The sequence below is a fragment of the Rhodocyclus purpureus genome (assembly GCF_016653115.1).
In the GTDB taxonomy this organism is placed as follows: Bacteria; Pseudomonadota; Gammaproteobacteria; order Burkholderiales; family Rhodocyclaceae; genus Rhodocyclus; species Rhodocyclus purpureus.
In genome coordinates this window covers 1-22,500 of sequence record NZ_NHRX01000012.1, presented here as the reverse complement: position 1 = coordinate 22,500, position 22,500 = coordinate 1, and the positions used below count along the sequence as shown (strand labels likewise).

21 protein-coding genes are annotated in these 22,500 nt (G+C 65.2%); 4 read left to right on the top strand and 17 right to left on the bottom strand.

Going from position 1 to position 22,500, the window contains the following annotated elements:
* Window positions 1-217: 217 nt before the first annotated feature.
* The 7 genes from tyrS to rplM all read right to left on the bottom strand — a co-directional run bounded on the left by tyrS (window position 218) and on the right by rplM (window position 5,190).
* Window positions 218-1,417: a tyrosine--tRNA ligase gene (tyrS, locus tag CCR84_RS01775; RefSeq protein ID WP_201209225.1), complete on the bottom strand. Its 1,200-nt coding sequence runs from the start codon at window positions 1,415-1,417 to the stop codon at window positions 218-220.
* A 269-nt stretch (window positions 1,418-1,686) separates the two neighbouring features.
* Complete coding sequence (erpA, locus tag CCR84_RS01770; RefSeq protein ID WP_201209224.1) at window positions 1,687-2,037, bottom strand: iron-sulfur cluster insertion protein ErpA; 351 nt, start codon at window positions 2,035-2,037, stop codon at window positions 1,687-1,689.
* A 45-nt stretch (window positions 2,038-2,082) separates the two neighbouring features.
* The gene (locus CCR84_RS01765; protein WP_201209223.1) at window positions 2,083-2,487 is read right to left on the bottom strand and encodes a bactofilin family protein; all 405 of its coding nucleotides are present in this window, start codon (window positions 2,485-2,487) and stop codon (window positions 2,083-2,085) included.
* Window positions 2,488-2,500: 13 nt separating this feature from the next.
* On the bottom strand, window positions 2,501-3,160 hold the full coding sequence (locus CCR84_RS01760) for a DUF6776 family protein (protein ID WP_201209222.1): 660 nt from the start codon (window positions 3,158-3,160) through the stop codon (window positions 2,501-2,503).
* Window positions 3,161-3,240: 80 nt separating this feature from the next.
* Window positions 3,241-4,269, bottom strand: coding sequence for an N-acetyl-gamma-glutamyl-phosphate reductase (argC, locus tag CCR84_RS01755; protein WP_201209221.1), 1,029 nt, complete (start codon window positions 4,267-4,269; stop codon window positions 3,241-3,243).
* A gap of 90 nt (window positions 4,270-4,359) precedes the next feature.
* A complete protein-coding gene (rpsI, locus tag CCR84_RS01750) occupies window positions 4,360-4,752 on the bottom strand; it encodes a 30S ribosomal protein S9 (RefSeq protein ID WP_201209220.1) in 393 nt (130 codons plus the stop codon).
* A gap of 9 nt (window positions 4,753-4,761) precedes the next feature.
* On the bottom strand, window positions 4,762-5,190 hold the full coding sequence (rplM, locus tag CCR84_RS01745) for a 50S ribosomal protein L13 (RefSeq protein ID WP_201209219.1): 429 nt from the start codon (window positions 5,188-5,190) through the stop codon (window positions 4,762-4,764).
* Between the two features lie 1,273 nt (window positions 5,191-6,463).
* On the opposite strand from rplM, the gene CCR84_RS01740 reads away from it, so the two are divergent.
* Window positions 6,464-6,883 (top strand): OsmC family protein, encoded by a 420-nt coding sequence (locus tag CCR84_RS01740; RefSeq protein ID WP_201209218.1) that lies wholly within the window; start codon window positions 6,464-6,466, stop codon window positions 6,881-6,883.
* Window positions 6,884-6,932: 49 nt separating this feature from the next.
* On the opposite strand, the gene coq7 is transcribed toward CCR84_RS01740, so the two are convergent.
* From coq7 to CCR84_RS01725, 3 genes are all read right to left on the bottom strand, one after another.
* Window positions 6,933-7,556, bottom strand: coding sequence for a 2-polyprenyl-3-methyl-6-methoxy-1,4-benzoquinone monooxygenase (gene coq7, locus CCR84_RS01735; RefSeq protein ID WP_201209217.1), 624 nt, complete (start codon window positions 7,554-7,556; stop codon window positions 6,933-6,935).
* 105 nt (window positions 7,557-7,661) lie between these two features.
* Window positions 7,662-8,213, bottom strand: coding sequence for a CNP1-like family protein (locus CCR84_RS01730; RefSeq protein WP_338052545.1), 552 nt, complete (start codon window positions 8,211-8,213; stop codon window positions 7,662-7,664).
* Window positions 8,206-8,745 (bottom strand): RNA pyrophosphohydrolase, encoded by a 540-nt coding sequence (locus CCR84_RS01725; RefSeq protein WP_201209216.1) that lies wholly within the window; start codon window positions 8,743-8,745, stop codon window positions 8,206-8,208. The genes CCR84_RS01730 and CCR84_RS01725 overlap by 8 nt, the downstream gene beginning before the upstream one ends.
* A gap of 250 nt (window positions 8,746-8,995) precedes the next feature.
* On the opposite strand from CCR84_RS01725, the gene CCR84_RS01720 reads away from it, so the two are divergent.
* Both CCR84_RS01720 and CCR84_RS01715 read left to right on the top strand, forming a co-directional pair.
* Window positions 8,996-10,726: a proline--tRNA ligase gene (locus tag CCR84_RS01720; RefSeq protein WP_201209215.1), complete on the top strand. Its 1,731-nt coding sequence runs from the start codon at window positions 8,996-8,998 to the stop codon at window positions 10,724-10,726.
* Window positions 10,714-11,358, top strand: a complete 645-nt coding sequence (locus tag CCR84_RS01715) for a lytic transglycosylase domain-containing protein (RefSeq protein WP_338052544.1) — start codon at window positions 10,714-10,716, stop codon at window positions 11,356-11,358. Before CCR84_RS01720 ends, CCR84_RS01715 begins: the two co-directional genes overlap by 13 nt.
* A 291-nt stretch (window positions 11,359-11,649) precedes the next feature.
* Here the strand turns inward: CCR84_RS01715 and trpE are convergent, their stop codons facing one another.
* From trpE to rpe, 3 genes are all read right to left on the bottom strand, one after another.
* Complete coding sequence (trpE, locus tag CCR84_RS01710) at window positions 11,650-13,125, bottom strand: anthranilate synthase component I (RefSeq protein ID WP_201209214.1); 1,476 nt, start codon at window positions 13,123-13,125, stop codon at window positions 11,650-11,652.
* Between the two features lie 174 nt (window positions 13,126-13,299).
* Window positions 13,300-13,974 (bottom strand): phosphoglycolate phosphatase, encoded by a 675-nt coding sequence (locus CCR84_RS01705; RefSeq protein WP_201209213.1) that lies wholly within the window; start codon window positions 13,972-13,974, stop codon window positions 13,300-13,302.
* Between the two features lie 7 nt (window positions 13,975-13,981).
* Window positions 13,982-14,656: a ribulose-phosphate 3-epimerase gene (gene rpe, locus CCR84_RS01700; RefSeq protein ID WP_201209212.1), complete on the bottom strand. Its 675-nt coding sequence runs from the start codon at window positions 14,654-14,656 to the stop codon at window positions 13,982-13,984.
* Between the two features lie 145 nt (window positions 14,657-14,801).
* On the opposite strand from rpe, the gene apaG reads away from it, so the two are divergent.
* Window positions 14,802-15,185, top strand: coding sequence for a Co2+/Mg2+ efflux protein ApaG (apaG, locus tag CCR84_RS01695; RefSeq protein WP_201209211.1), 384 nt, complete (start codon window positions 14,802-14,804; stop codon window positions 15,183-15,185).
* Between the two features lie 96 nt (window positions 15,186-15,281).
* Here the strand turns inward: apaG and CCR84_RS01690 are convergent, their stop codons facing one another.
* The 4 genes from CCR84_RS01690 to CCR84_RS01675 all read right to left on the bottom strand — a co-directional run bounded on the left by CCR84_RS01690 (window position 15,282) and on the right by CCR84_RS01675 (window position 22,371).
* Complete coding sequence (locus CCR84_RS01690; protein ID WP_201209210.1) at window positions 15,282-17,105, bottom strand: AAA family ATPase; 1,824 nt, start codon at window positions 17,103-17,105, stop codon at window positions 15,282-15,284.
* A gap of 191 nt (window positions 17,106-17,296) precedes the next feature.
* The gene (argJ, locus tag CCR84_RS01685) at window positions 17,297-18,535 is read right to left on the bottom strand and encodes a bifunctional glutamate N-acetyltransferase/amino-acid acetyltransferase ArgJ (protein ID WP_201209209.1); all 1,239 of its coding nucleotides are present in this window, start codon (window positions 18,533-18,535) and stop codon (window positions 17,297-17,299) included.
* A 76-nt stretch (window positions 18,536-18,611) separates the two neighbouring features.
* Window positions 18,612-21,308: a preprotein translocase subunit SecA gene (gene secA / locus CCR84_RS01680; RefSeq protein ID WP_207186180.1), complete on the bottom strand. Its 2,697-nt coding sequence runs from the start codon at window positions 21,306-21,308 to the stop codon at window positions 18,612-18,614.
* A 136-nt stretch (window positions 21,309-21,444) separates the two neighbouring features.
* On the bottom strand, window positions 21,445-22,371 hold the full coding sequence (locus CCR84_RS01675; protein WP_201209208.1) for a M23 family metallopeptidase: 927 nt from the start codon (window positions 22,369-22,371) through the stop codon (window positions 21,445-21,447).
* Between the last annotated feature and the right edge of the window lie 129 nt (window positions 22,372-22,500).

The window sequence follows — 22,500 nt, the reverse complement described above, 5'->3', positions numbered from 1 at the left end:
TCAACAACTTTTAAAACCGTTTGCAAACTTGATCACTTCTTGCCGCTTCGCCGCAAAAATCGCGCACTTATTGCTAAGTTTTTGATTTTTATGACGTTTTTCGCTAGCGCTGCTGCGAAAGATGCGAATTATACAGCCACCGAAAACCGCGTCAAGCACTTTCTGCCAGATTCTGCAAAAACGCGGCCTCCGGCTTCCTGGAGGGGCTGCACCGCCCTCAGCGGGCGATGCGCACGCGGGCGAAACGCCGCTTGCCGACCTGGAGGACGAACGGACCCTCGCCTTCGAGAACGAGCCCGCGATCGCTGAGCTTTTCGCCATCGATGCGGACGCCGCCCTGGTCGATCATGCGCAGCGCCTCCGAGGTGCTGGCACTGAGCCCCGCCTGCTTCAAGACCTGCGCGATCGTCCACGGCCCCTCACCCGCGAGCGACACTTCCTCGATGTCGTCGGGGATTGCACCATGCCGGAAGCGCGCCTCGAAATCGGCGAGCGCGTCGGCAGCAGCCTGCTGGCCGTGGAAGCGGGCGACGATTTCCTGGGCAAAGGCAACCTTGGCATCGCGCGGGTTGCGCCCTTCCGCAACCTCCTGACGCAGGCGTGCAATCTCGGCGTCGCTGCGGAACGAGAGCAACTCGTAGTAGCGCCACATCAGGTCGTCCGACACCGACATCAGCTTGCCGAAGATCTCGCGCGGCGGCTCGTTGATACCGACATAGTTGCCGAGCGACTTCGACATCTTGTTCACGCCGTCGAGACCGACCAGGAGCGGCATCATCAGCACGCACTGGGGCGCCTGACCATAGTGCTTCTGCAGTTCGCGACCGACCAGCAGGTTGAACTTCTGGTCGGTGCCGCCGAGCTCGATGTCGGCACGCATCGCCACCGAGTCATAACCCTGGCACAGCGGGTAGAGGAACTCGTGGATCGCGATCGACTGGCCGTTGGCGTAGCGCTTGGCGAAGTCGTCACGCTCGAGCATGCGCGCGACGGTATGCGTCGCCGCGAGGCGCAGCATCCCTGCCGCACCGAGCGGATCCATCCAGGTCGAGTTGAAGCAGATCTCGGTCTTCTCGGGATCGAGAATCTTGAACACCTGCTCCTGGTAGGTGCGCGCGTTCTCCAGGATCTGCTCGCGCGTCAGCGGGGGGCGCGTCGTGTTCTTGCCGCTCGGGTCGCCGATCATGCCGGTGAAGTCGCCGATCAGGAACATGATGTGGTGCCCGAGTTCCTGGAAATGGCGCATCTTGTTGATCAGGACGGTGTGCCCCAGGTGCAGGTCCGGCGCGGTCGGGTCGAAGCCCGTCTTGACACGCAGCGGGCGCCCGCTCTTCAGCTTCTCGACCAGTTCGGCTTCGACCAGCAGTTCTTCGCAGCCGCGCTTGATCAGGCTCAGACTATTCTCGACATCGATCATAAAAAAGACCTCTTCAACGCCCAGGCGGTAAATGGCGAGGGCTGCCGGCCGCGCAGGGACACCCCTCCCGCGGCAGACCATGAAAACGCGAGCGCGATCGCAGCCGCGATCGTCGCCAAAAGGCGTTGATTCTAGCGCATTCCGCCACCGTCATCGAGCGGGGCGACGGATTCATCCCGGCCGCGCCGTTCGCACTGACCGGCGAACGGCGACAAAAAAGGCGGCCGAAGCCGCCTTTTTTGCATCCCGGGAACGGGATGGTGAAAGCCTCAGACCGAGAAAGACGAGCCGCAGCCGCAGGTCGAGGTCGCGTTCGGGTTGCGGATCACGAACTGGGAGCCTTCGAGCCCCTCCGAGTAGTCGATCTCAGCGCCGACCAGATACTGGTAGCTCATCGGATCCACCAGCAGGGTGACGCCATTCTTCTCCATCGCGGTGTCGTCTTCGTTGGCGACCTCCTCGAAGGTGAAGCCGTACTGGAAGCCCGAGCAACCACCGCCGGAAACGAAAACGCGGAGCTTGAGATCGGGATTTCCTTCCTCTTCGATCAGTTCGCGGACCTTGTTGGCGGCGCTATCGGTAAAGATGAAGGGCGAAGGAAGTTCGGTTGCTACACTCATCGATTGACTCCTGATGGGCCTGGCTGACCAGGCATGGGTGGATTTTCAGTTACTGCTCGCCAGCTTGAGCTCGACGGATCTCGATCGCGCCCGGTGCACGAGACGCCCTTGCACCACTGCGCCGAGTTGCATCTCCAGCCGGTGATACTCGACGTCGGCTGTGACCCTCGCGCCGGGATGAAGTTCCAGCGACTCTGCGGCGCAGACTGAACCGATCACGGTGCCGTTAATGATCACGTGGCAGGCGGAGACGCGACCTTCGATGCGGGCATTCTCGCTGATCACCAGGGTGCCGCCATGCTCGCCTTCGGCGCGCACGTCGCCGCGAATCTGGCCATCGACGCGCAAGCCGCCCGAGAAGGCGATGTTCCCCTCGACGCGCGTATCGGCGCCGATCAAGCTGTTGATCCTGTTATGCGGTTGGCTACCGCTCTTCTTTCTGCCAAACATGCGTCGTCTCCCGCTAGAGCTTGGCCGACTGCCTGGCGCGCACTTCGCCGCCTTCGACGAGGCGCGCCTCGACGGCCGTGACTGCAGTTCCCGCCGGCATCGCAAACTCGCCCTCGAGCCGCTGAAAACGCCTGAAAACGACGCGAAACCTGTCATCGGGCTGAGCCCCGTCGGCGGGGAGCAGGATCATAGCATCTCCGTCTGCGCGTCGCACGGCCACCCGGAACTGCAGGCTGCCACGAAACTCCTTGTCGGCCTTGCGCTGGTCATTCACCAGCAGCATGCGGTAGTGATAGCGATCGCTCGTGCCATCGCGGACGACGCGCAGCCGATGGATGCGCGGTCCCGTGTCCGGCGCCGCCTCCGAGGCCGGAATCAAGCCTTCGAAAAACGCCAGGTCGTCCCGCAAGCCGTCGTTCTCCGCTTCGAGCGCCCTTACCTGCCCGGCCAGTTGCTGCTGCGCGACGCGCTCGATCTGCAGACTGCTCTCGCTGGCTGCCGAGAGCGCACGCAGACGCACGATTTCCTCGTCCAGCACGGCAACTCGCCGCTCGAGCTCCGCCACCTCGCTGGCGACGCTCAGACGGAAGTTGCCGGCCCCGCGTCGCCCGAACTCGTAGGCGGCGAGCGCGACAGCGAGGGGGAACGCAAGTGCTGCCGCCAGCGCCAGCAAGCGCCAGTGCCACGCGAGTTGCGCGCGGACCGCAAGCTGCGGGGCGTTGATGCCGAAGCGCTGGCGGACGCGGCGCAGCCTCAGGGCAGCACGGGCAGCTGGCATAGCCCTTCGGTTTCGGGGAAGCCGAACATGATGTTCATGTTCTGCACCGCCTGTCCGGCTGCCCCCTTGACCAGGTTGTCGATGACCGACAGCACCACCAGCGTGTCGCCGCCTTGCGGGCGGTGCACGGCGATCCGGCAGACGTTGGCCGCGCGCACCGAGCGCGTCTCCGGATGCGAACCGGCCGGCAGCACATCGACGAAGGGCTCGCCGGCATAGCGCGCTTCGAACAAGGCCTGGAAGTCCGCTTCCTGGTCGACGCGCGCGTAGAGCGTCGCGTGGATGCCGCGGATCAGCGGCGTCAGGTGCGGAACGAAGGTCAGCCCGACCGGCTGCTGCGCCATGCGTCCGAGCCCCTGGCGAATTTCCGGAAGGTGGCGGTGGCCGGGGACACCGTAGGCCTTGAAATTGTCGGACGCCTCGGCAAACAGGCTCGACACTTCCGCCTTGCGCCCGGCGCCGGAAACGCCCGACTTGGCGTCGGCGACGAGATGAGCGAGGTCGATCACCCCCGACTCGACCAGCGGCGCAAAACCGAGTTGCACCGCAGTCGGGTAACAGCCGGGGTTGGCCACCAGGCGGGCGCCAGCGATCGCGGCCCGATTGACTTCGGGCAAGCCATAGACCGCGCGCGCCACCCATTCGGGAGAAGCGTGGCGCATTCCATACCACTTTTCCCACTCGGCGATATCGGTGATCCGGTAGTCGGCAGCGAGGTCGATGACGCGCACGCCGGCATCGAGCAGCGCCGGCGCCTGCTGCATGGCGACGCCGTTCGGCGTGGCGAAGAAGACGACGTCACACGCGTCGAGGCGGGCACTGGCCGGATCGGAAAAACAGAGGTCGACGCGACGGCGCAGGTTCGGGTACATGTCGGCGACGCGCGTACCGGCCTCGGCACGCGAAGTGATCGCGACCAGTTCCACCTGCGGATGTTGCGCCAGCAAGCGCAGCAGTTCGACCCCCGTGTAGCCCGTACCGCCAACGACTCCAGCCTTGATCATGGTGTTCTCCTAAGGAAAGGCGACATCTTAAAGCGCCCTCCGGAAAGAAAAAAGCCGCCCGGAGGCGGCTTTTTTCGACATCGAAAAGTCTTAACGCTTCGAGAACTGCTTGCGGCGGCGTGCCTTGTGCAGACCGACCTTCTTGCGCTCGACTTCGCGCGCATCGCGCGTGACGAATCCGGCGCGGGACAGCGCGGGCTTCAGCGCTGCGTCGTATTCGATCAGCGCGCGCGTGATGCCGTGACGGACGGCGCCGGCTTGACCGGACTCACCGCCACCTGAGACGTTCACCTGGATGTCGAAGGTCGTCGTGTGCTCGACCAGTTCCAGCGGCTGGCGAACGATCATGCGGCCAGTGACGCGCGAGAAGAATTCGTCGGCGGGCTTGCCATTGACGACGATGGCGCCCGTGCCGCGGCGCAGGAAGACGCGGGCAACCGCGCTCTTGCGGCGACCGGTTCCGTAGTAAAAATTGTCAGCCATGTGGATGCCTTAGATTTCCAGAACTTTGGGCTGCTGGGCGGCGTGCGGATGCGAATCGCCGACATAGCACTTCATCTTCTTGAGCATGGCGTAGCCAAGCGGGCCCTTGGGAAGCATGCCCTTGACCGCCTTTTCGAGAACGCGAGCCGGGAAGCGCTGTTGCATCTTCTCGAAGCTGGTCTCGTAGATGCCGCCGGGGAAACCGGTGTGGCGGTAGTACTTCTTGTCCAGCGCCTTGTTGCCGGTAACGCGCAGCTTTTCGACGTTGGTCACGACGATGAAGTCGCCGGTGTCAACGTGGGGGGTGAATTCGGGCTTGTGCTTGCCGCGCAGGCGACGAGCGATTTCGGTGGCGAGGCGACCGAGCACCTTGTCGGTAGCATCGACTACCAGCCACTCGCGCTTCACCTCGTGGGGTTTGGCGGAGAAAGTCTTCATTGGGAACGCCGTCCTTTTATGCCTGATAACGGAAAGCCGCGCAGTGTATGTCAAGATGGCCGCGCGTGTCAATCAGCGGATGAGCAAATCTTGCGCGACTGGCAGCGGCGCGCCGGATCCGGGGTGAGACGGCGCAGCGAACGCTCTTCGCCGCTGCTGCGGACCTGACACCGAACATGCGGCCAACGCCAGATCGGGTAGGAGGCGGGGTCACCCCCGCCGTCCTCCCACACCACCGGACGTACGGATCACGTATCCGGCGGTTCCTGCCTCCCGTCTCCAGGTTGAGCTTACGTCCCGACGACTATTCGCCCGTTAGCCTATAGACGCTGCGACCGCCCTCGGGGCTTCCGGCCCCTATTGCTCTGTCGCCAGCTCCCTTACGGGACAACTGTCCAGACTTCACGGAGAGATAGCCACCTTTCCGCTCATGGCAGGTTCAGCCCTTCGCGACTTGGTCAGAGCCACTACTATGGCCTCGGCTGACTCCCATCATCCCATCCCGACACCTCGCGATGTCAGTAGCACAAGGCAGGCTGATGGGCCTCCCAGAGTAATTCGCGTGACCTTCATGCTTATGCCTGTCGGATCTACGTCGTAGCGTTCCGTGCAAGTATCGGGCTTTACAGATATGGGCCTGCTCACCCCGCTACGCCGCCTCTATCCGTTTCCTGTTCGTCAGGCCAGCACTTTGCCTGCGGCTTCCTTCAGATTTCCAGTCGCCCGGAACACCCTTGCCGTTCGGCTAACACTTCCCCTTGCCGGGTGTGTAAAGGACTTTCACCTTCTAGTCATCTTCCCCGCCACCACAGCGGAGAAAACAGCGCCAGTCACGGCGCCACGCGCCATGCCTGGCGCACCCAAAAAAAAACGCGACTCGATAGAGTCGCGTTAAATCCACACCAAAGGAGGAGGGTGGAGGAGACAAAGCGGAGGATGTCGAGTGGCTCAGACATCCGAACTGAATTCATTATGGCCTTTCAAAAACGAAAGATCAAGTCCGTTTTGTGCGTTGCGACAAATACTTACAAAGTCGTAGAAAAACCCGTCAGATCGACATTGATCAATTTTTAATCATGCACTTACGAACTATTCGAGACAGCCATTCACCAATCGTAAAAGACAGAGCGACCAGCAAGAGCATGGCAGGACGGATCACCATCGTGCACCGCAACATGCCAAAAGCACGCACCGCTGCCCCGGATCGCTCCGGAATGCGGGGAAGAGGCCTTCTCCGTTAGAATCCCCCCTCCCCAACTGACTGGAACAGACCATGGAATGCAGGGTTCGCTGGAGCGGCGAAGGAATGTCCTTCATCGCCGAGACAGGAAGCAATCACGCTTTGGTGATGGATGGCGCGCCGGAGGCCGGAGGCCGGAACCTCGGACCGCGCCCGATGGAAATGCTGCTGGCGGGAACCGGCGGCTGCACGGCCTTCGACGTCGTTCTGATCCTGCAGAAGGGGCGCCATGCCGTTACCGGCTGCGAAGTCAGCCTCAGCGCCGATCGCGCCGAGACCGACCCGAAGGTATTCACCCGCATCCACTTCCACTTCCGGGTCAGCGGCAAAGGCCTGCGCCGCGAAATCGTTGCCCGCGCCATCGAACTGTCGCACAGCAAGTATTGCTCGGCGTCGGTGATGCTCGGCGCGACCGCGGCGATCACGCACGACTTCGAAATCGTCGAGGCCTGAGCCCGCGTCCGCAGCACGGCCCCGGCGCAGGCGCCTGGGGCGCCGCGGCTCAGACGTAGCGGGCGCCGCCCGTCATCAGGCGGGCCACCAGGCGCATTGCCCCCTTCACCGGCGCCGGCAATTCGCGCGCGCCGAGCGCGACCGCCATGTGCGCGTGGCCAACCTCGTCCGCACGCATCTGTTCGATGATTGCACGCGAACGCCGGTCGGTCTCGGGCCACCGTGCGAGATGCCCGTCGAGGTGCGCCTCGACCTGGCGCTCGGTCTCGGCGAGAAAGCCGAGGTTCCAGGAATCGCCGGCTGCCCCGGCAAGGGCGCCGAAGGACAGCGAACCGACGTAGCAGAGGGGATCGAGCAGGCTCTTGCGCCCACCCAGCTCGCTCAGCCGCCTCTCGGTCCAGGCGAGGTGGTCGGTTTCTTCCTGCGCAGCCTTCTGCAGCGCCTCTTTCAGCGCCGGCTGCCGGCAGGTCAACGCCTGCCCCTGGTACAGGGCCTGCGCGCAGACTTCACCGCAGTGATTGACCCGCATCAGGGCAGCCGCCTGCAGGCGCTCCGGATCCGACAATTCGGCTTCGGGCAGATCGGCGCCGGGAACCGGGCGCGACAGCGGCGCGGCGGCAAAGACCGTACGCAAGGCGCGGTCGAATTCGATGATCAGACGATCGACGGACATGGCGACTCCATGGGCAAGGCGCTTGACGGCCGGCGCTGCGCCAAGCGGGCAGCGGCGTACGCGGAAAAGACGAACGGCGCAGGACGAACGGCGAGGAGAGGCGGACTAGGGGCGCTGCACGCCACCGGCGCGCAGCGCCCGGCGCGCCTCGTCGGCATCGGCCACCCTGCTCCCCACCGGGCAGAAGTACTCGGCGAACAGCGCGACGTGCTGGCGGTTGAAGGTACTGTTCTGGATCTTCACCCACGCGTTGCCGCGCGCCTTCGACCAGCTGCCATCGGCCCGGCCGAAGGCGTACAGCCTGCGCTCGGCCGAATCGCAGCGAATCCCCTCGTAGCTCACGTTACGCGCCCCCGTTGCGCTGACGACGACCAGCGTGTAGCGGACGACGCCATCGGCGCCGACGCTGATCGAATCGCCATCGACGAAGAAGCGGTTCTCGGTCACCGCGCTGACGTAGAAGGGAATCAGCGCATCGGGATTCAGCGCCGCCGGCAAGGCCGGCTCGATTTCCTCCCAGGGCTTCTCTTCGTAGTCGTTCTCGAAGCTCTCGGCAGCGGCGGCGGCAGAGACCAGCGCGCAACAGGCAAGCAGCCCGACGACCAGGGCGCGGGCTTGCTGCCAGGGGGATGTGCATGAAGCGAACAGATCAGCCACCTTCGACCTTCAGGACTTTCTCGCGACGCACCGGCGGCGCACGTCGACCGCCAGGCTGGTCGGCGTCGAGGTAGCGTGCCAGTTCGTTGAGCGCCATTTCATAGACGCCGCGCTTGAATTCGATCACCGCGTCGAGCGGACTCCAGTAGTCGTTCCAGCGCCAGGCGTCGAACTCCGGATGATCGCATGCGCGCAGGCAGACGTCGCTGTCACGGCCGAGCAAACGCAGCAGAAACCAGATCTGTTTCTGCCCCTTGTAGCTGCCGCGCCACTCGCGTCTGACCCAGTGGGTCGGCACATTGTAGCGAAGCCAGTCCCGGGTCCGGCCGAGAATGCGTACATGCTCGGGGCGCAAACCGACCTCCTCATAGAGCTCGCGCAGCATCGCCTGTTCGGGGGACTCCCCGCGGTTGATGCCGCCTTGCGGAAACTGCCATGAGTGCTCGCGGATGCGCTTGCCCCAGAAAACCTCGTTCCTGGCGTTGCAAAGAATGATGCCGACGTTCGGGCGATAGCCTTCACGGTCGAGCATTTGAAAAACCTGCAATTGATTGGATTACAAGCATTCTTCCATAATTCGGCCCCCTTGAAAAGCGCGGCCGGCGCGCGTCGACGCGCCACAGTGCGGGCCAGGGCACCGGCCAGCTTCCGGACCGTGCAGGTGGGACAGCGGAACGCCGCAAGCGTTCGCGCCAGGTGCGGCCGCACTTCCCTACGGGGGCGTCGCGCCGGCGCCCGCCGTCTTGTAGAATTTATGGTCTTGCCCACCGAAATGGAACACCATGCGCACTTCGCAATTCTTCTTGTCCACGCTCAAGGAAGCCCCCTCCGACGCCGAAGTCGTCAGCCACAAGCTGATGCTGCGCGCCGGCATGATCAGGCGCATGGCTGGCGGCATCTACACCTGGATGCCGCTCGGTCTGCGCGTGCTGCGCAAGGTCGAGCGCATCGTTCGCGAGGAAATGGACCGCGCCGGCGCGATCGAACTGTCGATGCCGGCGGTGCAGCCGGCCGAACTGTGGCAGGAATCGGGCCGCTGGGAAAAGTACGGGCCGGAGCTCCTGCGCTTCCGTGACCGCCACCTGCGCGACTTCGTCATCGGCCCGACGCACGAGGAAGTGATCACCGACGTCGTCCGCCGCGAGGTGAAAAGCTACCGCCAGCTGCCGCTGCACTTCTACCAGATCCAGATGAAGTTCCGCGACGAGATCCGCCCGCGCTTCGGCGTCATGCGCGGACGCGAGTTCCTGATGAAGGACGGCTACTCGTTCCACACGAGCTTCGCGGACCTGCAGCGCGAGTACCGCAACATGTACGACACCTACTCGCGCATCTTCACGCGCATCGGCCTCGCCTTCCGCGCCGTCGCCGCCGACACCGGCTCGATCGGCGGCACCGGCTCGCACGAATTCCACGTCCTCGCCGACTCGGGCGAGGACGCGCTCGCCTACTGCCCGGCCTCGGGCTACGCGGCCAACGTCGAGCTCGCCGAAGCGCTGGCGCCGGCCTCTCCGCGCGGCGCGGCCACGGCGGATCTGCAGAAGGTGCCGACCCCCGGCAAGACCAAGTGCGAGGACGTCGCCGAGCTGCTCGGCGCGACGCTCGGAGAGACCTTGAAGGCGGTCGCGGTGATGCGCGCCGAACCGGGCGAAGGCGAACCTGCATTCACGCTGCTGCTCTTGCGCGGCGATCACGAGCTCAACGAGATCAAGGCGCAGAAGGCGATCGGCGAGTTCCGCTTCGCGCACGAAGAGGAGATCATCGAGCACCTCGGCTGCCGCCCCGGCTACATCGGCCCGGTCGGCGTCGATCCTGCGCGCGTCGGCCTCTTCGTCGACCGCAGCGCAGCCGCCCTCGCCGACTTCATCTGCGGCGCCAACGAGGAAGGCTTCCACCTCGCCGGCGCGAACTGGGGACGCGACCTGCCCGACCCCGGCGCCGGCATCGACCTGCGCAATGTCGTCGCCGGCGACCCCTCGCCCGACGGCGCAGGATCGCTCGAACTCTGCCGCGGCATCGAGGTCGGCCACATCTTCCAGCTGCGCACGACCTACGCCAAGGCGCTCAACTGCAGCTTCCTCGACGAGAACGGCAAGTCGCAGGTGATGGAGATGGGCTGCTACGGGATCGGCGTCTCGCGCATCGTCGCCGCGGCGATCGAGCAGGGACACGACGAGCGCGGCATCGTCCTGCCGGCGGCGATCGCGCCCTTCCAGGTCTGCATCGTGCCGATGGGGATGGCCAAGAGCGCCGCCGTGCGCGAGGCTGCCGAGAAGCTGCACGACGAACTCGCTGCCGCAGGCATCGACGTCCTGCTCGACGACCGCAACGAGCGCCCCGGCGTGATGTTCGCCGACATGGAGCTGATCGGCGTTCCGCACCGCGTCGTCGTCGGCGAGCGCGGGCTGGCCGAAGGCAAGCTCGAATACAAGGGCCGGCGCGATGCCGACGCGCAGATGATCCCGGTCGGCGCGATGGTGGCCTTCCTCAGGGAAAGGCTGTGCGCCGCCTGAGTCGCCCGGCAGCGCAGGCACGGGCAGCCCGCGCCTGCGCTGCCGCGTTGTGTCTGGCGCTGGCCGCGCCGGCCGCCCAGGCCGGCGCCCAGAAATACGAACCGCTCGCCGCCAGCGTCCAGGCGGCGCTGTCGCGCACGGTCTCCGACCGCGCACCGCCGCGCAGCGCCTTCGTCGACTCGGCCGAGGCCAGCAACTGGCTCGGCGAGATGTCGCGCCGGCTCGAACGGCGCATCCCCGACCCGGACAGCCGGGCCGAATTCCTGAGCGCGGTGCATTACGAGGCGTCGCGTGCCGGGCTCGATCCGCAACTGGTGCTCGGGCTGATCCAGGTCGAGAGCGGCTTCCGCAAGTACGCGGTGTCCTCCGCCGGCGCGCGCGGCTTCATGCAGGTGATGCCGTTCTGGGTACAGCTGATCGGCGGCAGCGAGGACAACCTCTTCCACCTGCGCACCAACCTGCGCTACGGCTGCACCATCCTGCGCCACTACCTCGACATCGAGCAGGGTGACCTCTACCGCGCCCTCGGGCGCTACAACGGCAGCCTGGGCCAGCCCGAGTATCCGAACATGGTGCGCGCAGCCTGGCAGAAGAACTGGCACTATCCTCGCCAGACCATTGCCTCGCGCTGAGTGTCGGCGCCGGTTGCGCCCCCCCAGGGCATGAAAATCGCCCGCTGCCGTCATTGCGAGGCGCGCAGCGCCGTGGCAATCCAGTTCGTGTATCAGCGCCCCTGAAAGCCGCGCGACCCGCTGCAAGACCTACACACTGGATCGCCACGCCCTGCGGGCTCGCGATGACGCTTACGGTCTCAGCCCCTCTCCATGCACGCCTGGAATACGTCCATTCCGGGGAGGCAGATCAAGCACAGGATGATGCGCGGCGGCCACAGGGAGTGCGCCGCACTCCCGCGCAGCCTGGCGTCAATCGAGCCGGGTGTCGAGCCCGTGTTCGGCGAGTTCGGCGGCGCGCAGCACCGCACGTGCCTTGTTCTGCGTTTCCTGCCACTCGGCGGACGGGTCGGAATCGGCGACGATGCCGGCGCCGGCCTGCACGTGCATCTGCCCGTCCTTGACCACCGCGGTGCGGATCGCGATCGCCAGGTCCATCTCGCCGTGGAAACCCAGGTAGCCGACGGCACCCGCGTAGATGCCGCGCTTGACCGGTTCGAGTTCGTCGATGATCTCCATCGCGCGCACCTTCGGCGCCCCAGACACCGTTCCGGCCGGGAAGGAAGCCTTGAGCACGTCGAGCGCGTCGAGGCCGGGACGCAGGCGGCCCTCGACGTTGGAGACGATGTGCATCACGTGCGAGTAGCGCTCGATGATCATCTTCTCGGTGAGCTTCACCGAGCCGACCGCCGCGACGCGGCCGACGTCGTTGCGGCCGAGGTCGAGCAGCTGCACGTGCTCGGCGCGCTCCTTCTCGTCGGCGAGCAGTTCCTCGCCGAGCGCCTGGTCCTCCTCGAACGAGGCCCCCCGCCGGCGCGTCCCGGCGATCGGACGCAGCGTCACCGTGTCGCCTTCGAGGCGGACCAGGATCTCGGGCGAGGCGCCGACGACGTGGAAGTCCTCGAAGTCGAAGTAGAACATGTACGGCGACGGATTCAGCGAACGCAGCGAGCGGTACAGCGCCATCGGGCTGGCGGCGTAGGGCTTGCTCATGCGTTGCGAGAGGACGACCTGCATGATGTCGCCCTCGGTGATGTAGCGCTTGGCCTTCAGCACCGCCTGGCGGAACTGCGCCTCGCCGAACACCGACACCGCCGGCTGCGACGGCTTCGGCGTCTCCGCCGGGATCGGCGCCGGCTCGCGCAGCTTGGCGAGCAGTTGCTTCAGGCGCGCCTTCGCCTTCTGCAGCGCTCCGGGAACCCCCGGCTCGGCATAGACGACCAGCGTCAGCTTGCCCGACAGGTTATCGACGACGGCGATCTCCTCCGAGAGCAGCAGCGTGATGTCGGGCGTGCCCAGGTCGCCGGGCTTCTGCGTGCGCGTCAGCCGCGTCTCGACGTAGCGCACCGTATCGTAGCCGAAACAGCCGACCAGGCCGCCGCAGAAGCGCGGCAGGCCGGTCGATGGCGCCGCGCGGAAGCGCTTGAGGAAGGCGCCAATGAAATCGAGCGGGTTGGTGTCGTCCTCGCGCTCGGCGATGCGGTTGCCGGTGAGCACCAGCACCTGGTGGCCATGAACGACGACGCGCGTCGGGCTGGACAGGCCGATGATCGAGTAACGGCCGAAACGTTCGCCGCCCTGCACCGATTCGAGCAGGTAGGTGTAGGGACCGTTGGCGAGCTTGAGGTAGATCGACAGCGGCGTGTCGAGGTCGGCGAAGGTTTCGAGCGTGACCGGGATGCGGTTGTAACCCTGCGCGGCGAGCGCGTTGAATTCGGTTTCGTTCATTGACATCTCATGAGGACTTGGCAGCAATGCGGAAGGAAGATAGTGCAGGCGGCAGTCAGCCCCGCCACGAATACCGGCAGCGCCACTCCATGAGGGCGCTCACCGGGACGTTCTCCTTCCGCTCGACGAAGTTCTCGTGCGACATCATGACATTCACGCAGGGCCGGCCGGCAATTATGCCGTTTTGCAAACGAATGAAGCCGCCCAGGCAGCGGCTTCGACCAAGTCCGATACTAGCGCATCGCATTCGGCGCTGTCCACCGGGGTTCCCTCATTGTAGCCGTAGGGAACGCAGAGCACCGGGCAGCCGGCGGCACGCGCCGCGGCGATGTCGTTGGCCGAGTCGCCGATGTGCAGGTTGCTCTCCGGCGCCGAGCCGAGCGCCGCGCAGGCGTGCCACAGCGGCTCCGGACGCGGCTTCTTGAACGGCAGCGTGTCGCCGCTGACCACCGCCTTGAAATGCCCCGCCAGGCCCATGCGTTCGAGCAGCGGCTCGGTGAACATCGCCGGCTTGTTGGTGACGCAGCCGAGCGGCAGGCCCAGCCGCTGCAGTTCGGCGATGCCCTCAAGCACGCCCGGATAGATGCGAGTCGAGCGGCCGTTCGACTCGGCATAATGCACGCGGAAGCGCTCGATCGCATGCGCCAGCAGTTGCGCGTCGGCGGCAGCGGCGCCGAGGCAGCGCTCGACCAGGACCGCCATGCCCTTGCCGACGAAGGCGTTGATCTCGTGCTCGGCGAAGGGCGGCCGCTCGAGGTCGGCGAGCATCGCGTTGCAGGCGACGGTGAGGTCGCCGACGGTGTCGAGCAGGGTCCCGTCGAGGTCGATGGTGACAGAGCGTATCTTCATCATCGTCTCAGGCGACGGTGGCCAGTTGGGCACGCATCGCGTCGATGGTCGCCTTGTAGTCGGGGGTGCCGTAGATCGCCGAGCCGGCGACGAAGGCGTCGGCGCCCGCACGCGCGATCTCGGCGATGTTGTCGACCTTGACGCCACCGTCGATCTCCAGGCGGATGCGGCGACCGCTCTCGCGCTCGTAGGCGTCGATCCGCTCGCGCGCCGCCTTCAGCTTGGCCAGCGTCGCCGGGATGAACTTCTGGCCACCGAAGCCGGGGTTCACGCTCATCAGGAGGACGACGTCGAGCTTGTCCATGACATGGTCCATGTAAGCCAGCGGCGTCGCCGGGTTGAAGACGAGCCCCGCCTGACAGCCTTGCTCGCGGATCAGCGACAGGCTGCGGTCGATGTGATCGGAGGCTTCCGGGTGGAAGGTGATGATGTTGGCGCCGGCGCGAGCGAAGTCCGGGATGATCCGGTCGACCGGCTTGACCATCAGGTGCACGTCGATCGGCGCCTCGGTCAGCGGACGGATCGCCTCGCACACCAGCGGGCCGATGGTCAGGTTGGGGACGTAATGGTTGTCCATCACGTCGAAGTGGATCCAGTCGGCGCCGGCGGCGACGACATTGACGACCTCTTCGCCGAGCTTGGCGAAGTTGGCGGAGAGGATGCTCGGCGCAATGACGTACATGAGGAACCCCGGGGAGAAAAAGCCAGATATTACTTGAAGGGATGGCAACGTGCGCGCTTCGCAGGCAGAACCTGCGCGCGCGGCGCTTGTCAGAAGCGAGGCATGGGTAGCCGCCGCCGCCCCCGACCACCCGAGGAAACCAGTCATGGCCGAAAGCAAGAAGTACGAAATCGCCGTCCGCACGCTGCCGCAGTACGTCGGCGCACAGTCGTCACCGGAGGAGGATCGCTACGTATTCGCCTACACGATCACGCTCGAGAACACCGGCACCGTCGCCGCGCAGCTGATCTCGCGCCACTGGATCATCAGTCACGCCGACGGGCAGACCGAGGAAGTGCGCGGCCTCGGCGTCGTCGGCGTGCAGCCGCTGCTGCGCCCCGGCGAGAAGTTCGAATACACGAGCGGCTGCCAACTCGCCTCGCCGGTCGGGACGATGCACGGGAGCTACCAGATGGTCGCCGAGGACGGCACCTCGTTCACCACCGAGATCCCCGAATTCGTCCTCGCCGCGCCGCGCGTGCTGCACTGAGCAGCGCCTCCGCTTCGGCAAGCGCGCCGGGTTTCAGCCCACCATACGCCCGCAGCCGTTCGCCTTAGGACTAGGAGCCCTTTCGCTCGGCGAGACTCATCTCTGATCATCGGCATCAGGGGCATTGCTCATTTCCTCCGAAGGAACGGCAGTACTGAACAACTCCGCGAGCAGGTCTAGCTTCTCGGTAACTTCGGCGGAAATCGACTGCGGATCGACGCATTCGACCAGACGATGCAGTTCACCTTTCTTGAGCAACATCTGGTCACCGAGTTTGCGCGCCAATCTGCGGAAAAACTCCTCGGCGAAGCCGCTCATCTTACGGCGCTCGGTTTTGGCTTCCCAGAGGATTCTACCTACCTCGGTCGGCGCCTGCTTCCATGCGTGAAAATCGCTGGCGATACCATCGAAAACCTGCTCAAGGATGAGCGTATCGAGCACCTCGTCAATATCGCTCTGAAAACCGCCGAACAGGTCGAGGTCGACGTAGCGCCCGCGTGCAAAGCTGCGCAGCACGTCGGGTGTGATGAAGTAGTTCTCGGCCTCGTAGCGCCTCCAGTAAGCGATCTTGAGTGGCCCATCCTGAACGCCGGGTCGCTCGCGCCCATCGTTGTCGAGAATGGCCAACCCCCTCAGTTGCGGCAACAGATTGCGTAGAGAGTTGAAATGCTCGCGGGGCGTCAAACCAAAGCCGCCCTCGACGCGCTCCAGTTCGCTATCGGCGCTCTGCGCCGGATGATTGTTCTGCACATAAAACGAATTGATGCGCTCGTCCCAGTGCTTGAAAACCGGATGACCAAGCTGCCGGGCCAAAGCTCTCAGCATATCGACATCGGTCCCACCCTCAACGTAAAGCACATAGCCGCGCTCGCGCGCCTTGACGTAATGCTCTGCCCCGTAGTGCTTCAGACTGTTGCGGATCTCGTGTTTCTTGGCCAGATCGTCAGCCTTGCCGTCGAGCAGCAAAGTCAGGTTGTTGTCCAGAGCCTCGTCGAGGATGACTTCGGAGTGCGTCACCATCACCACTTGCGAGCCATTCTCGCTGGCGATGTCGCGCAACAGCACATAGACCTGTTTCTGTCGCAGGATTTCGAGGTGTGCATCGGGCTCGTCGACCATCAGCACGCTGCCCTTGTGCGAATACAGGTAGGCGAAGATCAGCAACATCTGCTGGAAGCCACGCCCCGACGATGACAGATCGAGCGCTTCCTTCACGCCTGGCTGCCGATACTGCAATTCGATGCTGCCGCGAGAGGTCTCGACTGGTTTGTTCAGTTGCACATCGAACAACCGCTCCATCAGGCGGGCGATCTTTCCCCAGTCCTCGGGAGAGTCCCTGACCACCATCAGGCAAAGATTCCGCAGCACCTGCGCCGTCTGTCCCTGTCCAAGGAGCACGTCGATACGTCCCGGCTGCAGGATCGGCTCTTCGGTCTCCAGACCCGACATCGGGTACAGCAACTCGACCCTGAGGGCAGCTGCATGACCAATCAGATCCAGATTACCGGCGACGGTGGCGTCCGGAGAGCAGTACACCAACTCGTCGCCCTGGTTGCGAAAACGCATCGGCAGGGCATGGACTTGCCCCCGGAATTCGACGCCGACCGTGATCACCAACGGGATGTCCCTGTTGCCGGTACGGACCTGCGTGTTGTGCCAGAAAAAACGAGTACGCTGTACCGGAACGGCGACAATACTCAGGCGGTTGATCGACGTTGCAGTACGCTCTTTCGCTGAAGAATCCTTGCGCACGTCGTACCATGTTTTGACCGCCTGCGACCACAGCGCCAGTGCCTGGATCGTGCTGGTCTTGCCGCAGTTGTTGGGTCCGATCAGGACGGCCGGATGATCGAGTTCAATACGCTGTCTGTCGCCGAAACGCTTGAAATTTTCGATTTCAAGATAGTGCAGCAGACGCATGACTGTCGGCTCCGCGAAGAGGGTTGCGCACGTCGATCGTGTCGGTAAAGACGGAGTTTATCAGGCCTTGGCGGCAGTCGCCGAAGCGAACGAGGACGGCAGAGAGACGATTCGGGCGGGCTGCTTACATTCGGCAGAATGCCCGCTCTGTGGCGGACATTCTGGCGCGAAAAGCCATGGAAGTGCGCTTTTCAGCTACGGTAGTCGGCGTTGATCTTAACGTAGTCGTACGAGAAGTCGCAGGTATAGACCTTGGCCGAGGCATTGCCACGGCCGAGGTCGACGCGCACGGTGATCTCGCTCGCCTGCATCACGCGCGCGCCGTCTTCCTCGCGGTAGCTCGGCGCACGCCCGCCGTTCTCGGCGACCAGCACCTTGTCGTCGCCCGATTCGAGCCAGACGCGGATGCCGGCAACGTCGAGGTCGTCGATGCCGGCGTAGCCGATCGCGGCGAGGATGCGGCCGAGGTTGGGGTCGGAGGCGAAGAAGGCGGTCTTCACCAGCGGCGAGTGGCCGATCGCATAGCCGACGCGGCGGCATTCGTCGCGCTCGCGGCCGTGGTCGACGGCGACCGAGATGAACTTGGTTGCGCCCTCGCCGTCACGGATGATCGCCTGCGCGAGTTCGACGGCGACGCCGATCAGCGCTTCGCGGAAGGCCGCGTAGCCAGGTGCGTCGGCATCGGCAAATTCGACGCCCGACCGGCCGCTGGCGACGACGACGAAGGAGTCGTTGGTCGAGGTGTCGCCATCGACGGTGATGCAGTTGAACGACTCGTCGGCGGCCTCGCGCGTGAGGCGGCGCAGGAGCGGCGCGGCAATGCCCGCATCGGTGGCGACGAAGCCGAGCATGGTCGCCATGTTCGGCTTGATCATGCCGGCACCCTTGCTGATGCCGGTGATGGTGACGGTCCGGCCGTCGATCTCGATGCGGCGCGAGGCGGCCTTGGCGACCGTGTCGGTGGTCATGATCGCATGCGCGGCGGCATGCCAGCGCTCGGCCGCCAGATCGGCGACGCAGGCAGGCAGGCCGGCGACCAGGCGATCGACCGGCAGCGGTTCGAGGATGACGCCGGTCGAGAACGGCAGCACCTGGCGCTCCTCGATGCCGAGCAGGCGACCGACCGCGGCACAGGTCTGCCAGGCAGCCTGGATCCCCGGCTCGCCGGTACCGGCGTTGGCGACGCCGGTGTTGATCACCAGCGCGCGGATCTCGCTGCCGAGTTCGAGGTGGCGGCGACACAGTTGCACCGGCGCTGCGCAGAAACGGTTCTGCGTGAACACGCCGGCGACGCGGCAGCCGGGGTCGAGCGCGATCAGGGTCAGGTCGCGGCGCCCGAGCTTGCGGATGCCGGCCTCGGCAATGCCGAGGCGGACACCGGCGACCGGGTGCAGTTGTTCAGCGGCGGGGGTGGCGTAATTGACGGGCATGGTGGATCCTCGCAGCCAGACGCGGCAACGGCGGGAGCACAGTCGCGCTCCCGCCGCAGCCCGCTGACGGTTGAACTCAGTTCAGTTTTCCGTGGCAGTGCTTGTACTTCTTGCCCGAACCGCAGGGGCAGGGATCGTTGCGACCGGGCTTGGGCGCTGCCGGCTCTGCCGCCGGCGCTGCGCCCTCGCCCGCGACCGCGGCCGACTCGGCGTGCTGGTACTCGACGTTGTGCACGTCGAGCTGCGGCGCGGTTTCCTCGACCGTTTCGGCGCGCACCTGGACGGTCATCAGGAGGCGGGTCGTCTCGCCGCGGATGCGGTCGAGCAGCGCCTCGAACAGCTCGAAGGACTCGCGCTTGTATTCCTGCTTCGGATTCTTCTGCGCGTAGCCGCGCAGGTGGATGCCCTGGCGCAGGTGGTCGAGCGCCGACAGGTGCTCGCGCCAGTGCGTGTCGAGGCTCTGCAGCATGATGTTGCGCTCGAACTGGTGGAAGCTCGCCGCCCCCACCTGCTCGACCTTGGCCGCATAGGCCTCGTCGGCAGCCGCGATGATGCCCTGGAGGATCGCCTCGTCGTTGAGGTTCTTCTCGGCGGCCGCCCAGGCGACCACCGGCACCTCGAGCGCCAGCTCGGCAGCGAGCATCTTCTCGACGCCGGGCAGGTCCCATTGCTCCTCGACCGTGTCCTCGGGAACGTGCACGCGGAAGATGTCGGTGATGACGCCGTGGCGCATCGCCGTGATCGTCTCGCTGATATCCTCGGTTTCGAGCAACTCGTTGCGCTGCTGGTAGATGACCTTGCGCTGGTCGTTGGCGACGTCGTCGTATTCGAGCAGCTGCTTGCGGATGTCGAAGTTGCGGCCCTCGACCTTGCGCTGCGCCGATTCGAGCGAACGCGACACCATCGGGTGCTCGATCGGCTCACCTTCGGGCATCTTCAGGCGTTCCATGATCGCCTTCAGGCGGTCGCCGGCGAAGATGCGCAGCAACTGGTCGTCGAGCGAGAGGTAGAAGCGCGATGAACCGGCGTCACCCTGGCGGCCGGAACGACCGCGCAACTGGTTGTCGATGCGACGCGATTCGTGGCGTTCGGAACCGATGATGTGCAGGCCGCCGGCAGCGACGACCTGCTCGTGCAGCTTGCGCCATTCGGCGCGCAGTTCGGCGACCTTCGCCTCCTTCTCGGCGGCGCCGATCGTCTCGTCGTCCTGCAAGGCGGCGATGGTCTTCTCGACGTTGCCGCCGAGCACGATGTCGGTACCGCGACCGGCCATGTTGGTGGCGATGGTGACGACGCCGGGGCGGCCGGCCTGCGCGACGATCTCGGCTTCGCGCGCGTGCTGCTTGGCGTTGAGCACCTGGTGCGGGATCTGCTGCGCGTCGAGCAGCGACGACAGCAGTTCCGAGTTCTCGATCGAGGTGGTGCCGACCAGCACCGGCTGGCCGCGCTCGCGGCAAGCGCGGATGTCGGCGATGATCGCCGCGTACTTCTCGTCGGCGGTGCGGAAGATCTGGTCGTTGAGATCCTTGCGCTGCATCGGCCGGTTGGTCGGGATGACCACCGTCTCCAGGCCGTAGATCTGCTGGAACTCGTAGGCTTCGGTGTCGGCCGTTCCGGTCATCCCGGAGAGCTTGCCGTACATGCGGAAGTAGTTCTGGAAGGTGATCGAAGCGAGCGTCTGGTTCTCGTTCTGGATGCGCACGCCTTCCTTGGCCTCGACCGCCTGGTGCAGGCCGTCGGACCAGCGCCGTCCCGGCATCATGCGCCCGGTGAACTCGTCGACGATGACGATCTCGCCGTTGTTCACGACGTAGTGCTGATCCTTCAGGTACAGCGTGTGTGCGCGCAGGGCCGCGTACAGGTGGTGGATGAGCAGGATGTTCGAGGAATCGTAGAGGCTCGTCCCCTCGGCGAGGAGCCCGACCTGGGCGAGCACCTCTTCGGCGCGCTCGTGGCCGGCTTCGGTCAGGAGCACCTGGTGCGCCTTTTCGTCGACCCAGTAGTCGCCGGGGCCGTCTTCCTGCTGGCAGCGCGTCAGCATCGGTGCGACCTGGTTCATGCGCACGTACAGCTCGGTGTGGTCTTCGGCCTGGCCCGAGATGATCAGCGGCGTGCGCGCCTCGTCGATCAGGATCGAGTCGACCTCGTCGACCAGCGCGTAGGACAGCCGGCGCTGCACGCGCTCGCCGGCCGTGTACACCATGTTGTCGCGCAGGTAATCGAAGCCGAATTCGTTGTTGGTGCCGTAGGTGATGTCGGCAGCGTAGGCGACCTGCTTCGCGTCGTGCGCCATCTGCGACAGGTTCACGCCGACGGTGAGACCGAGGAAGCGGTGCAGGCGTCCCATCCACTCCGCGTCGCGACTGGCCAGGTAGTCATTGACGGTAACGACATGCACGCCGTTGCCGGACAGCGCGTTGAGGTAGGAAGGCAGGGTCGCGACCAGGGTCTTGCCCTCGCCCGTACGCATTTCGGCGATCTTGCCTTCGTGCAGCGCGATGCCGCCGATCATCTGCACGTCGAAGTGGCGCATGCCGAGCACGCGCTTTCCGGCTTCGCGGACGACGGCGAACGCCTCGGGCAAGAGCGCGTCGAGGCTCTCGCCGGCGGCGACGCGCGCCTTGAATTCGTCGGTCTTCGCGCGCAGGGCCTCGTCGCTGAGGGCTGCGATCCCGGACTCGAGCGCGTTGATCTTGCGCACGGTCTGGCCGTATTGCTTCACCAGCCGGTCGTTGCGGCTGCCGAAAAACTTCTTGAGTAGGCCGGAAATCATTCTTTGCAAGGAGTGTCGCCGAAAGACGCCGATTCTAGCACGCAGCCGCGACCGCCACGGGAATGGCGAAGTGCTGCCGGCTGCAGGAGGCCGGCCCCCTGCCCGGCGGGAAGCTTCGAAAACGCTGGCGCCGCGCTCAGCGATCGAGCCTGGCCAGCTGCGCGTCGCGGCGCAGGAAGTGGGCCGGATTCTGCGCAACCCCCTTGTAGCGCACCTCGAAGTGCAGGTGCGCCCCGGTCGAGCGACCGGTGTTGCCGACCGTGCCGAGCTCGTGGCCACGCCTGATCACCTGCCCCGTATGCACCGCCAGGGTGGCGAGGTGCGCGTAGCGGGTGAGGAAGCCCTTGCCGTGCTCGACCTCGACCAGGTTGCCGAATTCCGGATGAAAACTGGCGAAGCGGACGACGCCGCCGGCAGCCGCCGCCACGGGCGTGCCCGCCGGCGCGTTGAAGTCGAGTCCCTCGTGCATGGCATGGACACCGGCGATCGGATCGCTGCGGTAGCCGAAGCCGGAACCGATCGCGGCGTTCCTGACCGGCACACTGGTGGGCAGCAGGATCGCGTTCAGGCGCCGGTCCATCAGTTGCGACTCGAGCAGCGCCAGGCTGTCGCTGCGCTGGTCCACCACCGCCGCCAGCTGCTCGACCTGCCGGTTCAACTCGGCGGCCGACAGCACCGGCGGCAGCGGCGCCGGGATCAGCGGCCCCCCCTGCCCGCCCGCAGGCTTCGCCGGGTTCTCCTTGTCCAGGCCGGAAAGCACCGCAACGCGCTCGCCGAGCGAATCGAGGCGCAGGAGTTGCGCCTGCAACTGCCCGAGCTTTTCTGCCATCGCGTTGAGGTTGTCGCGGAGGTAAGCCTGCGCCTGCTGCTCCTGGCGTTGCTGCACCGACAGCGCCAGGCTTTCGGCGAACGGCAGACGGAAGTGCACGCCGACCCAGGACATCAGCCAGGCCACGGCCAGCACGAGCGCGAAGAAGGAAACGACGGCAGCGACGACCGCCTGCCGGGTGACGACCACCGTCCTGGCAGTTGCCAGTCGGTTGGAGACGAGAATAATATGCAAGTGAGCCTCTTTCAAAAGGCCCGCTCCATGCAGAATTCTTTTGCGCGAGCGGCAAAAAATGAGGAGCGGGCTGCCATTTCTGGCATGATGAGATTGTCTAAGTCATCATCACTTTGCCCGCTCAAATGA